The organism is Rhizobacter sp. P2_D12 (genome assembly GCF_056404395.1).
In genome coordinates, this window is the sequence record NZ_JBFUEB010000030.1 from 23903 (window position 1) to 35857 (window position 11955).

The window sequence follows — 11955 nt, forward strand, 5'->3', positions numbered from 1 at the left end:
CGACCACGGCGGATCTCATCGAGGGCATGCAGGACGTGCTCGGTGAGCTCGGAAAACAGATCGACCGCGCGCAGCTGGAGGCCGTGGCGCAGCAGGCTTCCGGCGGACCGGGATACCGCGCCCAGGGGCAGCTGCCCTCGGCGATCGGTGCAGCCGACCTGCTGACCCAGATATGGCTGCTGCTCAGCTGCGCCGTCGCGCTGACGCGCGGCAAGCGGCAAGCGGCCCAGGGGCGGCGCGTGATGGCGGTCGACGGGGCGGCCTTCACGCCCTGGGCCTCGCTGGCCGGCGGGCTCGCGATCGGCCTGGCCGCGGCGCTGTACCTGCTGGCCAACGGGCGCATCGCCGGCATCGCGGGCATCGTCGCCGCAGTGCTGCGTGCGCTCCCGTCGCGCGAGCGGCTGGTGCGGCAGCGCACGCCGCTGGCCTTCGTCGCCGGCCTGTTGCTCGCGCCGTGGGTGTGGCGCGTGTTCGCGCCGTGGCCTGCCTTGTCGGTGGACGTCGGGCCGGGGGCGCTGGTCGTCGCCGGCCTGCTGGTCGGCATCGGCGTGCGCATGGGCAACGGCTGCACCAGCGGGCACGGCGTGTGCGGGTTGAGCCGGCTGTCGCGGCGCTCGCTGGTCAATGTGCTGGCCTTCATGGGCGCGGGCTTCGCGACCGTGTTCGTGCTGCGCCACCTGGGTTGAACGATGGGCACCGTGACGGCACTGCTGGGCGGCCTGGTCTTCGGCCTCGGCCTGATCGCCGGCGGCATGGCCAACCCCGCCAAGGTCAAGGCCTTCCTCGACCTGGCCGGCGCGTGGGACCCGAGCCTGGCGCTGGTGATGGGCGGGGCCATCGCCGTCGCGCTGCCGGCCTTCGCGCTCGCGCGGCGGCGCCGTGTCGCATGGTCGGGCGAGCCGATGGACATCCCCACGGCCACGCACATCGACGCACGGCTGGTCGGTGGTGGCATCCTGTTCGGCATCGGGTGGGGCGTGGGCGGCTTCTGCCCGGGGCCGGCGCTGGTGGCGCTGGCGACGGGTTGGTGGCCCGCCGCGGTGTTCACCGTGGCGATGCTGGCCGGCATGCTCGTCCACGACCGCTTCATCGCCCGCTGAGGAGCTGCCATGCTGGTGTTCCGGCAACTGTTCGATGCCGCGTCATCGACCTACACCTACCTGCTCGGCGATGCCGGCGAGGCGGTGCTGATCGACCCGGTGTTCGAGAACGCCCGCCGCGATGCGGCGTTGCTGCGCGAACTGGGGCTGCGCCTGGTCGCGACGCTGGACACCCACGTGCATGCCGACCACGTCACCGGCGCCTGGCTGCTCAAGCAGCGCTGCGGCAGCCGCATCCTGCTGGGCGACGCCTGCGGCGCGGCCAACGCCGACCGGCTGCTGGCGCACGGCGACCGCGTGGCCTTCGGCGCGCGCCACCTCGAGGTCCGCGCGACGCCGGGCCACACCAGCGGTTGCCTGACCTACGTGCTCGACGACCGGCGCATGGCCTTCACCGGCGACAGCCTGCTGATCCGCGGCTGCGGCCGCACCGATTTCCAGCAGGGCAGCGCGCGGCGGCTGTTCGATTCGGTACAGCAGCAGATCCTGACACTGCCGCCCGAGTGCCTGCTGTACCCGGCGCACGACTACCGCGGGCTGACGGTGACCAGCGTCGCGGAGGAGAAGCGCTTCAACCCGCGCCTGGGGGGCGACGTCGACGTGGCGGATTTCGAAGGCCACATGAACCACCTGGGCCTGCCGCACCCGAAGCTGATGGCGGTGGCGGTGCCGGCCAACCTGCGCTGCGGAGAGCCCGAGGGATCGGCCGCGCAGCCCGAGGAGCCGGGCTGGGCGCCGTTGGATTTCACCTTCGGCGGGTTGTGGGAGATCCAGCCCGCCGCGCTGGCCGAACGGCTGCCGTCGGCCACGCTGCAACTGCTGGACGTGCGCGAGCCGCAGGAGTTCGACGATGTGCTGGGCCACTTGGCGGGGGCGCGGCTGCTGCCCTTGTCGGCGCTGGCCGCGCGCAGCGGCGAGATCGACCGCGACCGGCCGGTGGTCGCGATCTGCCGTTCCGGCGTGCGCTCGGCGCAGGCGGTGGCCTTGCTGCAGAAGAGCGGCTTCACGCAGCTGGCCAACCTGGCGGGCGGCATGCTGCGCTGGCGCGCCGAGTCATTGCCGGTGGAAGGCGGCGGGGACTAGGTCGCGAATCCCGGATTGGCATCCGGGCTACGCCAGTGATGTCAGCCAGTCGCAGCGCAGCCGCGCGTGGCGGTGCAGCCAGCGCCGCAGCGCGACATAGCCGCCCGGCACGAAGAACAGCAGCACGCAGGCGCCGATCGCCAGCGGCAGGCGCAGGATCAGCGACGCCGGCAGGCCCATCCAGCCGATCACCCACAGCGTCAGCACGGCATCCCACACGTGGTATTCGACCGGGCGCAGCGGGCGGTGGCTGACGTGCCACTGCTTGACGGCGTGCAACTGGTCGAGCGTCATGCCCGCATCCTCCTCCGGACGAGTTGTTCGACTTTAGTCAGTCTGCGCGCGGCTGTCGCCTGCCGCCCGACGAACGGCGGATCGCCGCCACCAGCGCGCCCAGGCCGCCCAGCATCAGCAGCGCGGTCGCCGGTTCGGGCACCGCGCTGACCGTGATGCCGGTGACGTTGGCGACCATCAGGTTGCCGAGTTCGGGCGCGGCGACCGAGAACGTGCCGCTGCCCCAGCCGCCGCGCAGCCAGTCGGCCGTCGGGATGGCGGTGCCGGCGAACGAGGTGTCCGGGCCGAGCAGGGTCAGCAGCGTGTCGGCATTCGGCCGCGAGGCGTTGAAGACCACCGCGTCGGCCGGGTACAGCGCCGGATACCGTTGCGATCCGTTGTCGTACACGTCGAACACCGAGAAGTGCATCGGCGCGGTCCAGCCCGGCTGGCTGAAGCCGTAGTCGTAGCCGCTGATCAGGTATCCGGTGTAGTGGGCACCTTCTACCGGGTCGGTGTAGATGTTGCTGTACAGCGCAGGGTCGGTGTCGAAGACCCAGCTGCCGCGGACGGTGCTGCCCAGCGGCGCCACGTCGCCGACCGAGGTGGTGACTGTGCCGGTGAAATCGAGCCGGATGAACTCGGCCCGGGCCGCCAGCGGCAGCAGCAGGGCCGGCACGACAAGAAGGGACAGCAGCTTCATGGACGTCTCCCCGGTCGATCGCGCGGGACGCGCGCGATCGACCAAGCGAGAAGCGGGCCAGTGAGGCCGCTGGCGGGTCAGTAGGCCGCGGTGAAGCGCTGGCGGATGTGCTTCGGCGTCTCGATCTCGTCGACGATGGCAACGGCGAGGTCGGCCACCGAGATGCCGGCGGGCTTGTCGCCGTCCATCAGCAGGTCATCGGCACCGAGGCGGAACTTGCCGGTGCGCGGACCGGGGGCCAGCAGCGCGGCGGGCGACACGAAGGTCCAGTCCAGCGTGGTCTCCAGGCGGATCTGGTTCAGCGCGTCGCGTGCGGCCAGCGCACCCTGCTTGTACTCGGCCGGGAAGTGCGGCGTGTCGACGCCCTGCACGCCGGGGGCGACGAACAGGCTGCCGGCACCGCCGACCACCAGCACGCGCTTCACGCCGGAACGCTTGACGCCGTCGAGGATGGCGCGGGTGCCCTGCAGGAACACGTCGTAGATGCGCGGCTCGCTCCAGCCCGGGTTGTAGGCGTCGACGACCGCGTCATGGCCTTCGACGGCGCGGGCCACCTGGGCGGCATCCAGCGCATCGGCCTGCACGACGGTCAGGCCGGGCTGGGCGGCCAGCTTGGCCGGCGTGCGGGCCAGCGCCGTCACCTGGTGGCCGCGCGACAGCAGCTCTTTCAAGACCTCGGAACCGACGAAGCCGGTGGCACCGATCAGGGCGACTTTCATGGCAAATCCTTGGGGGTTGTGAATGCGGTGATGGTGCAGGCTTCACAATGGATGCGCCAGTCGCTGGTTTCGAACAACATTCTTTAGCTGGGCTTCACGATGGATGATTTGCGCCGGATGGCCTTGTTTGCCGAGGTGGTGCGCCACGGCTCGATGAGCGGCGCGGCGCGCGCCCAGGGCATGAGCACCTCGGCCGTCAGCCAGCAGATGCGGGTGCTGGAGCAGGGCAGCGGGGTGACGCTGTTGCACCGTTCGACGCGCAAGCTGACGCTGACCGATGCCGGTGCGCGCTTTGCCGAGCACTGCCAGGCGATGGTGGACGCGGCGGAGCAGGCGCGGCGGCAGCTGACGCTGGCGCATGACGCGCCGGTCGGGGAGCTGCGCCTGTCGGCACCGGTGGGGTTTGCACGCTACGTGGCGCCGGCCTTGGCGCCGCTGCTGGCCGACCATCCTGCGCTGACGCTGCGCCTGCTGGTGGACGATGCGCTGATCGACCTGATCGATGCGCGCATCGACCTGGCCTTGCGCGCCGGGCGCATGCCCGATTCGACGCATGTTGCGCGGCGGCTGTGCAGCTTCGCGTGGATCCTGTGCGCGGCGCCGGCCTACCTGCACCGCCACGGTACGCCGCAGACGCCGAAAGACTTGCTCGCGCACCAATGGATCGTGCTGTCGCGCGACGGCACGGCGCTGTCGTTCGAGATGCGGCGTGGAGAGCATGAGCATGAATCGCTGCGGCTGGAGGCGCGCATTACCAGCAACAACCAGCTGAGCCTGCAGCAGATGTGCCTGGCCGGGTTGGGACTCGCGCTGCTGACGCGGGCGGATGTGGACGATGACTTGCGCTCGGGGCGGCTGCTGCAACTGATGCCCGATTGGCAGGTGCCGGGGATTCCGGTGTGGGCCGTGACGCCGCAGCGTGACAACCAGCCGGCGAAGGTGCGGCATGCATTGGGGGCGTTGCAGCAGTTCCTTGCCGCGGTGCCGGGAGCGTCTGCCTGACGCGGGCAGTTTCGCAGCCCGGACGCCAATCCGGGATGGGCCGACGAACCCGGATTGGCATCCGGGCTACAAGAGGATCGTTCGGTCCACCTGCCGGATGTCGGTACGGCCGCAGAAGGCCATCGTCGTGTCGAGCTCCTTCGCGATGATCTGCAGCGCCTTCGTGACACCGGCCTCGCCCATCGCTCCCAGCCCGTAGATGAACGAGCGCCCGATCATCGTGCCCTTGGCACCCAGCGCGATGGCCTTCAGCACGTCCTGGCCCGAGCGGATGCCGCCGTCCAGCCACACTTCGATGCGCGAACCGGCCGCCTCGACCATCGCCGGCAGCGCCTCGATCGACGACGGCGCGCCATCCAGCTGCCGCCCGCCATGGTTCGACACGATCAGCGCATCGGCGCCGCTGTCGGCCGCGAGCCGGGCGTCTTCCGCGTCCATGATGCCCTTCAGGATCAGCTTGCCGCCCCAGCGCTTCTTGATCCACTCGACGTCCGCCCAGCTCAGCTTCGGGTCGAACTGGTCGGCTGTCCACGAACCGAGCGACGACATGTCGGCCACGCCCTTCACGTGCCCGACGATGTTGCCGAAGGTACGGCGCTTCGTGCCCAGCATCGCCGTGCACCACCGCGGCTTGGTCGCCAGGTTGACCAGGTTCGCGATCGTCGGCTTCGGCGGCGCCGACAGCCCGTTCTTCAGGTCCTTGTGCCGCTGGCCGAGGATCTGCAGGTCCAGCGTCAGCACCAGCGCACCGCACTTCGCGGCCTTGGCCCGGTCGATCAGCCGCTCGACGAAATCCCGGTCCTTCATCACGTAGAGCTGGAACCAGAACGGCGCCTGGGTGTTCGCGGCCACGTCCTCGATCGAGCTGATGCTCATCGTCGACAGCGTGAACGGCACGCCGAACTTCTCGGCCGCACGCGCCGCGAGGATCTCGCCGTCCGCATGCTGCATGCCGCACATGCCGATCGGCGCCAGCGCCACCGGCATCGCGACGTCGACGCCGATCATCTGCGTGCGCAGCGAGCGGCCTTCCATGTTCACCGCGACGCGCTGGCGCAGCTTGATCTTGCGGAAGTCGCTCTCGTTGGCGCGGTAGGTGCCCTCGGTGTACGAGCCCGAGTCGGCGTAGTCGTAGAACATGCGCGGAACGCGGCGCTTCGCGAGGACGCGCAGGTCTTCGATGCAGGTGATCACGGGCATGGGGTCTCCGGTGTTGTTCTCTGGCCGTCGCCGATGCTAGCCGGGAGTCTGCGACCCCATCCGGAAAGAATTTCAGGACCGACCCGAAAGCTGCGCCCGCGCTTCGACGAGCGCGGCGCTCGCGATCCCTTCGCAGGTGGCGCCCAGCCACTGCGCAAAGGCCGGGGCGGCGCCTTCGGACGCATGCGGCAGCAGCCGGTACTGCCGCGCCGGTGTCGTGGCCAACGCGAACAGCGGCCGCAGCGCACCGCTCGCGAGCCACGGCCGGGCCAGGCTGGGTCGCGCCAGCACGACGCCCTGGCCGCTGACGGCCGCCTCCAGCGTGAGGCCCAGGTCGACCAGCCTGGTGCCTTGCGTCGGCTCACCCCAGTCCAGCCCGGCGGCGCGGAACCACGGCGTCCACGGCTCGATCGGCGTGCGCAGCAAGGGCGCGTCGGCCAGGTCGGCCGGCGTGCGCAGCGGTGGCAGCCGCGCGATCAGCGCCGGAGCGGCCATCGCCATCACGACGTCGTGCATCAGCGGCGGGCCGTCGGCCGCGGCGTCGTCGAGATGGCGCACCTCGATGTCGGCCTCGCTGCCCGCGACGTCGAGGAACGGGATCGACAGCACGACCTCCAGCTCGACCTGCGGGTGCGCCTCGGTGAACTGCTGCAGTTGCGGCACCAGCACCTGGCGTGCAAAGGTGGGCGGTGCGGTGATGCGCAGCCGCTGCACCTGCTGCGCGGCCCGCTGGTGCAGCGGCACCGCGGCCAGCAGCCCGAGCGCGGTCGACACCTGGGCCAGGTACTCCTTGCCGGCCGGCGTCAGCCCCAGCGCACGCGCCGAGCGCGTCAGCAGCGGCGTGCCCAGCAGGTCTTCCAGCGTCGCGATCCGCTTGCCGATCGCGCTCGCCGTCACGTGCAGTTCATCGGCCGCGCGCTCGAAGCTGCCCAGGCGAGCGGCGCATTCGAAGGCGCGCAGGCCGTCGATCGACGGGTAGCGGACAGCGGGCGAACTCATCCGGCCGATGATAGGCCGCAGCGTCTTCGGCTCAGGCGCCGCGGCGCTTGCGCGGCACGAAGTTCAGCTTGCCGGTCGCCTTCAAGGCCTCGGCCGTCACCTGCACCGTCTGCGCCGGCTGGTCCTGCAACTGGTCGGGGTGCCACAGCACCAGCTGGGCCGCGCCGTCCGGCACGCCGTCGATGCGCGCGACGCCGTTCTCGTCGGTCTTCGCGAACCACGGCGTGTCGGCCACGTAGACCTGCCCGCGCATCGACGAATGCAGGTGGCAGCCCAGGCCGATCGGCCCGGCCGCCTCGACCTTGACGTCGGCCGTCGAGCTGCCGCTCTTCTTGCCGCGCGGCGCGGCCGGCTTGTAGTCGTCGTACTCGCTGTTGCGGCTGGCCGGCGCCGGTGCCGCCGATTCCACCGCATCCAGCCGCAGCTCGAAGCTCTTCACCGCCGGCATGCTGCCCAGCGGTCCGCTCGGCACCGAGCGCACATGGTGGTCGTAGCCGTCGCGGTTCAGGAAGCGCAGCGTGCTGCCGGCCGGCACCACGGTCAGGAAGGGCACGAAGCGCAGGTTTTCCTGCGCGATCACCACCGGTGCGGCCGCCGGCTTCAGCAGCGGCTTGATGGCCGGCTCGATCAGCACGACGGTGTCGATGACCGGCTTGCCGTCGGCATCGGTGACGACAACCTGCACGCTGCCGGCGTGGGCGGCCCAGGCGAAGAGGGAGGTGGCGGCAACGGCCAGGGCACGCGGAAGGAATGAGTTCATGGTGGTGGGCGGGTGATGGATCAGGGGGTGTTGACGATGTCGCGGTGCATCGGGGCCAGCTTGGCGAGCAGGCGGTTCTGCACCGTGAACGGAATGCCTTGCGCGTCCATGCTCTGCTGCAGCACTTCGACCAGCGCGTTGAAGTTGTTCTTGTTGATGTCCATGCCGGAATGCGCGGTCTTCATGTCCGGGCCCTTCAGCCGGCACGGGCCGCCCGAGACCTGGCAGAACTGCGCGACCAGCTGCGCCTTGACGTGCGCCTGGTCGACGTCCTTGAAGAACGGGTTCATGCGCGGGTCGGCGAGCAGCCGCAGCATGAAGTCGTCCATCAGCTTGACGAGGCCGGGCTGGGCGCCGAGCTGCTGGTACAGCGCGTCGTCACTGGCCTGCGCATGGGCGCCGCCGGCGGCGAGTGCTGCGCCCAGCAGCAGCGTGCGGGCCAGGCAGGAGAGGGTGCGTGTCATGGGAAGTCTCCGAAGCCGCATCAGAAGGCGATCTGCGCCGACAGGTACGCGCCAGTCTGGCGCCGCGCGACGACGCCGGGCACGATCTTGCCGAGGTCGACATATGCCGCAGTGAGCGAGAAGTTCTTGCACGGCGCCCAGGCGACGAACAGGTCGGCCCAGTCGTCCTCGTCCAGCGCGCCGGCACCGAGCGCGGTGTTGTCGCGCAGGTTGTCGGGCTTGGACCGGTATTCGATGCCGGCGGCGACGGTCCTGCTGAACAGGTACGCCAGCGAGAACTCCGGCTGCAGCCGGTAGCCGTCGTGGCCGGTGGCGCCGAAGCCGAGCAGGCCGTTCTGGTTCGCCTTGGTGGAGCGCAGCGTCGCGTTGACCAGGATGCCCTGGGCCAGGAACAGCTTGGTCGCGCTGACGTAGACGTCGGTGCCGCTGTCCTTCGCGCCGAAGGCCGCCAGCACGTCGGCCAGCGGGCCGCTGTGCGCCTTCTTGTACTGCAGGCCGACGGCCAGCTGCGGCATCCAGGTGTCGCTGTCGAGCACCGCGTCGCCGGCCACCCGCAGCTTCAGGCCGACGATGTCCTGCTTCAGGCGCAGGTCGTTGAAGGCCGGGTTGCCCAGCGCGCCGGCCAGCGCGCCGCCGACCGGGCCGGTGTCGAAATCCTGGTGGGCCAGCGACAGCTCGATGCGGTCGCCCCACGCGATCGCGGCGCCGTAGTCGTTCAGGCCGTAGTCCCGGGTCTTCACGCGGGTGGCGAAGGCCGAACCGCCGAACTCGCCGGCGGTGCCGTAGCCGCCGGTCAGCGCCCAGGGCGTCAGGCCGCCGCCGGCCGCGCCGTCGATGCTGCTGACGCCTCCTGTCAGCAGCAGCTTGCCGCCGTGCGTGCTGCTCTGGGCAGCGGCCGGCCAGGCGGCGACCGCGAGCGGAAGGGCGCAGGCCAGCGCCAACCGGTGCAGGGGCATGGGGAGGTCTCCTTGTTTGTTGGCTTGCCGGCATCTACGGACCGGCTGGGTGCACGGATGCAGTCTGACGATCGAACCCGTGCGAATGGTCCGATGAACGTGCAGAGTTGGCAATCAAGGCCCTGCCGTGGCGTCAATCGGCCGGCGGCGCGGCGTCCAGCTGGTCGAACAGCGGCATCGGCGCGTACTGCAGCACCGGCTCGTGCACGGCCGGCGGGGCCTCGGCCGCCTGCGGCGCGACCAGCTCGCTCAGCGTCGCCAGGTTGCCGGCCCGCACGCCCAGCAGGCGCAGCCGGCGCGACAGGTCGACGCGCTTCAGGCACTCGCCGGCGGCGCGGCGGATCGTGCGGGCGTCCATCGTGTGGGCCGGCAGGGTCAGGTCGCGCGTGACGATCTTGAAATCGTCGAAGCGCAGCTTGATGCCGATGGTCTTGCCGGCGTAGCCCTTGCGCACCAGGTCGCCGGCCAGTTCGACGCACAGCTCGGTGAAGATCTCCGACAGGATGGGGCGGTCGCGCACCGCATGCAGGTCGCGGTCGAAGGTGGTCTCGCGGCTGATCGACTTGGGCTCGCTGAAGGTGACCACCGGCCGCTCGTCGCGGCCGTGCGCCGCCGCGTGCAGCCAGGCGCCGTAGCTCTTGCCGAAGTTGTCGACCAGCCAGCCCGGGTCGGCCGCCGCGAGCTCGCCGATGGTGTGGATGCCGAAGCCGGCCAGCTTCTCGCTCGCCTTCGGGCCGATGCCGTTGATCTTCTTGGCCGCCAGCGGCCAGATGCGTGCCGGGATCTCGCCCTGCGACAGCAGCGTCAGGCCGTTCGGCTTGTCGAGCTCGGAGCAGATCTTGGACAGCAGCTTGTTCGGCGTGATGCCGACCGAGCAGGTGAGCCCGGTGGACTCGAACACCGCGTCCTTCAGGGCCTGGCCGACCGTGGCGCCGGCGTCGTGCTGCGCGCCGGGCACGTCGGTCAGGTCGACGTAGATCTCGTCGACGCCGCGGTCCTCGACCAGCGGGGCGATCTCGCGCACCGCCGCCTTGAACAGGCGCGAGTAGCGGCGGTATTCGTCGAAGTCGACCGGCAGCAGGATCGCGTCGGGCGCCAGCACGGCGGCCTTCATCATGCCCATCGCCGAGAACACCCCCAGCGCCCGCGCTTCGTAGGTGGAGGTGGTGATCACGCCGCGCCCGGTGTAGTCGCGCAGCGCGGCATAGCGGCGCGTGCCGTCGGGCAGCAGCTGCGGCCGGCTGTCGCGCCCGCCACCGATCACGACCGGCTTGCCGCGCAGGTCGGGGTAGCGCAGCAGTTCGACGGACGCGTAGAAGGCGTCCATGTCGAGGTGGGCAATGAGGCGTTGGCGCATGATTGGCTGTACGTATCCACAGTATCGCCGCTCGCGCTATCCTGCGCCACCGAGCTTCCCCCACCATGCTGGATTTCCGCGCCCCTCCCATCGACGCCGCCCAGATGCGGCGTGCCGGCCGCGAGCTGCTGTCGCTCGCGCTGATGGACGCACGCAACCATTCGCTGCGCTGGCTGCAGGCGTTCGAGCAAGCGAAGCGCGTGCCGCCGGACAGCCTGCAGGCCGAGGACGACCCGCCGCTGTGGACGCTGGGCCACCTCGGCTGGTACCAGGAATACTGGGTCGGCCGCAACGTGCAGCGCCACCGCGGCGAGCAGTGTGACCCGAGCGCGCCGCGCCTGGCGTCGATCGAACCCGGCGCCGACGGCTGGTTCGACGGCTCGCTGGTGCCGCCGGCCACGCGCTGGGCGATGGCGCTGCCGGATGCGCAGGCCGTGCGCCACTACCTGGCCGAGACGCTGGAGACCACGCTCGAGCTGCTCGAGCACGCGCCCGACACCGACGCGGCCTTGTACTTCTTCCGCCTCGCGCTGTTCCACGAAGACGCGCACGCCGAAGGCCTGGCCGTGCTGTCGCAGCAGCTCGGCTTCGACACCGGGCTGTGGGATGCGCCGTCCAGCCTGCCGGCGCGCCCGGCACTGCTGTTCCCGGCCACGCGCTGGCGCATGGGCAGCGAGGGCGCCGGCTTCGCCTACGACAACGAGCGCCCGGCGCACGACGAGGCGCTGCCCGAGTTCGAGATCGACGCGCAGGCCGTCAGCTGGGCGCAGTACACCGAGTTCGTCGAGGACGGCGGCTACGACGAGCCGCGCTGGTGGAGCGTCGACGGCTGGGCCTGGGTGCAGGCCGGCGGCCGGCGCAGCCCGCGCCACGTCGACCAGATGCGCCAGGGCGTGCTGCAGCAGCGCTTCGGGCGCCTCACGCGCGTGCCCTTGTCGCAGGCCGCCCTGCACCTGAGCTGGTACGAGGCCGATGCCTGGTGCCGCTGGGCCGGCCGGCGGCTGCCCACCGAGCTGGAATGGGAGCACGCGGCGCGCACCGGGGCGTCGCGCGGTTTTCGATGGGGGCAGGTGTGGGAGTGGACGGCAGGGCGCTTCCGGCCCTACGACCACTTCGTGCCGGGGCCTGATCGCCGGCACTCGCTGCCGGGCTTCGACGAGCGCCACCGCGTGCTGCGCGGTGCATCGTTCGCGACGCGCGAGCGGATGCGGCATGCGTGCTATCGCGACTACGAGCTGCCGGGCTGCGACAGGCGGTTCACGGGATTCCGCAGTTGCGCTTCGTAGCCCGGATGCCCATCCGGGAATCGTGACACTGGAATCCCGGATTGGCACCCGGG

Annotated in this window: 14 protein-coding genes; 5 read left to right on the plus strand and 9 right to left on the minus strand. The window is 70.9% G+C overall.

The features are described from left to right. Positions 1-26: 26 nt before the first annotated feature. Genes AC1DYN_RS12515 through AC1DYN_RS12525 form a run of 3 tightly spaced genes read left to right on the plus strand, consistent with a single transcriptional unit; the run spans position 27 to position 2183 of the window. Entirely contained in the window at positions 27-686 is a 660-nt protein-coding gene (locus AC1DYN_RS12515; protein ID WP_477959946.1) for a YeeE/YedE family protein, read from the plus strand. A 3-nt stretch (positions 687-689) separates the two neighbouring features. Next, on the plus strand, positions 690-1100 hold the full coding sequence (locus tag AC1DYN_RS12520; RefSeq protein ID WP_477959878.1) for a DUF6691 family protein: 411 nt from the start codon (positions 690-692) through the stop codon (positions 1098-1100). 12 nt (positions 1101-1112) lie between these two features. Then, positions 1113-2183 carry an MBL fold metallo-hydrolase gene (locus tag AC1DYN_RS12525; RefSeq protein ID WP_477959949.1) on the plus strand — a complete coding sequence of 357 codons (1071 nt, stop codon included), beginning with the start codon at positions 1113-1115 and terminating at the stop codon, positions 2181-2183. 27 nt (positions 2184-2210) lie between these two features. Here AC1DYN_RS12525 and AC1DYN_RS12530 read toward each other — a convergent pair whose 3' ends face one another. From AC1DYN_RS12530 to AC1DYN_RS12540, 3 genes are all read right to left on the minus strand, one after another. Continuing rightward, complete coding sequence (locus AC1DYN_RS12530; RefSeq protein ID WP_477959880.1) at positions 2211-2477, minus strand: hypothetical protein; 267 nt, start codon at positions 2475-2477, stop codon at positions 2211-2213. Positions 2478-2514: 37 nt separating this feature from the next. Then, the gene (locus AC1DYN_RS12535) at positions 2515-3159 is read right to left on the minus strand and encodes a PEP-CTERM sorting domain-containing protein (protein ID WP_477959881.1); all 645 of its coding nucleotides are present in this window, start codon (positions 3157-3159) and stop codon (positions 2515-2517) included. A gap of 77 nt (positions 3160-3236) precedes the next feature. After that, positions 3237-3878, minus strand: a complete 642-nt coding sequence (locus AC1DYN_RS12540; protein ID WP_477959883.1) for an NAD(P)-dependent oxidoreductase — start codon at positions 3876-3878, stop codon at positions 3237-3239. Between the two features lie 99 nt (positions 3879-3977). Between AC1DYN_RS12540 and AC1DYN_RS12545 the strand changes: the two genes are divergently transcribed. Further along, positions 3978-4880 carry a LysR family transcriptional regulator gene (locus AC1DYN_RS12545; protein ID WP_477959885.1) on the plus strand — a complete coding sequence of 301 codons (903 nt, stop codon included), beginning with the start codon at positions 3978-3980 and terminating at the stop codon, positions 4878-4880. 66 nt (positions 4881-4946) lie between these two features. Here the strand turns inward: AC1DYN_RS12545 and AC1DYN_RS12550 are convergent, their stop codons facing one another. The 6 genes from AC1DYN_RS12550 to dinB form a co-directional block, all read right to left on the minus strand. Beyond that, positions 4947-6080 (minus strand): alpha-hydroxy acid oxidase, encoded by a 1134-nt coding sequence (locus AC1DYN_RS12550; RefSeq protein WP_477959887.1) that lies wholly within the window; start codon positions 6078-6080, stop codon positions 4947-4949. A gap of 72 nt (positions 6081-6152) precedes the next feature. Then, positions 6153-7079: a LysR substrate-binding domain-containing protein gene (locus tag AC1DYN_RS12555; protein ID WP_477959889.1), complete on the minus strand. Its 927-nt coding sequence runs from the start codon at positions 7077-7079 to the stop codon at positions 6153-6155. Between the two features lie 31 nt (positions 7080-7110). Next, positions 7111-7839 (minus strand): cupredoxin domain-containing protein, encoded by a 729-nt coding sequence (locus tag AC1DYN_RS12560; RefSeq protein WP_477959891.1) that lies wholly within the window; start codon positions 7837-7839, stop codon positions 7111-7113. Between the two features lie 20 nt (positions 7840-7859). Further along, on the minus strand, positions 7860-8303 hold the full coding sequence (locus AC1DYN_RS12565; protein WP_477959893.1) for a group I truncated hemoglobin: 444 nt from the start codon (positions 8301-8303) through the stop codon (positions 7860-7862). Between the two features lie 20 nt (positions 8304-8323). Continuing rightward, positions 8324-9259, minus strand: a complete 936-nt coding sequence (locus AC1DYN_RS12570) for a DUF3034 family protein (protein ID WP_477959895.1) — start codon at positions 9257-9259, stop codon at positions 8324-8326. A gap of 133 nt (positions 9260-9392) precedes the next feature. Next, complete coding sequence (gene dinB / locus AC1DYN_RS12575) at positions 9393-10616, minus strand: DNA polymerase IV (RefSeq protein WP_477959897.1); 1224 nt, start codon at positions 10614-10616, stop codon at positions 9393-9395. A gap of 65 nt (positions 10617-10681) precedes the next feature. Here dinB and senA point away from each other — a divergent pair, with 65 nt between their 5' ends. Next, the gene (senA, locus tag AC1DYN_RS12580) at positions 10682-11902 is read left to right on the plus strand and encodes a selenoneine synthase SenA (RefSeq protein ID WP_477959899.1); all 1221 of its coding nucleotides are present in this window, start codon (positions 10682-10684) and stop codon (positions 11900-11902) included. Positions 11903-11955: the final 53 nt, after the last annotated feature.

Bases quoted from the DNA above. Each gene is read 5' to 3' on its own strand.
- AC1DYN_RS12515 (WP_477959946.1), top strand. From the start codon at position 27: ATGCAGGACGTGCTCGGTGAGCTCGGAAAACAGATCGACCGCGCGCAG.
- AC1DYN_RS12520 (WP_477959878.1), top strand. From the start codon at position 690: ATGGGCACCGTGACGGCACTGCTGGGCGGCCTGGTCTTCGGCCTCGGC.
- AC1DYN_RS12530 (WP_477959880.1), bottom strand. From the start codon at position 2,477: ATGACGCTCGACCAGTTGCACGCCGTCAAGCAGTGGCACGTCAGCCAC.
- AC1DYN_RS12535 (WP_477959881.1), bottom strand. From the start codon at position 3,159: ATGAAGCTGCTGTCCCTTCTTGTCGTGCCGGCCCTGCTGCTGCCGCTG.
- AC1DYN_RS12540 (WP_477959883.1), bottom strand. From the start codon at position 3,878: ATGAAAGTCGCCCTGATCGGTGCCACCGGCTTCGTCGGTTCCGAGGTC.
- AC1DYN_RS12545 (WP_477959885.1), top strand. From the start codon at position 3,978: ATGGATGATTTGCGCCGGATGGCCTTGTTTGCCGAGGTGGTGCGCCAC.
- AC1DYN_RS12550 (WP_477959887.1), bottom strand. From the start codon at position 6,080: ATGCCCGTGATCACCTGCATCGAAGACCTGCGCGTCCTCGCGAAGCGC.
- AC1DYN_RS12555 (WP_477959889.1), bottom strand. From the start codon at position 7,079: ATGAGTTCGCCCGCTGTCCGCTACCCGTCGATCGACGGCCTGCGCGCC.
- AC1DYN_RS12560 (WP_477959891.1), bottom strand. From the start codon at position 7,839: ATGAACTCATTCCTTCCGCGTGCCCTGGCCGTTGCCGCCACCTCCCTC.
- AC1DYN_RS12565 (WP_477959893.1), bottom strand. From the start codon at position 8,303: ATGACACGCACCCTCTCCTGCCTGGCCCGCACGCTGCTGCTGGGCGCA.
- AC1DYN_RS12570 (WP_477959895.1), bottom strand. From the start codon at position 9,259: ATGCCCCTGCACCGGTTGGCGCTGGCCTGCGCCCTTCCGCTCGCGGTC.
- dinB (WP_477959897.1), bottom strand. From the start codon at position 10,616: ATGCGCCAACGCCTCATTGCCCACCTCGACATGGACGCCTTCTACGCG.
- senA (WP_477959899.1), top strand. From the start codon at position 10,682: ATGCTGGATTTCCGCGCCCCTCCCATCGACGCCGCCCAGATGCGGCGT.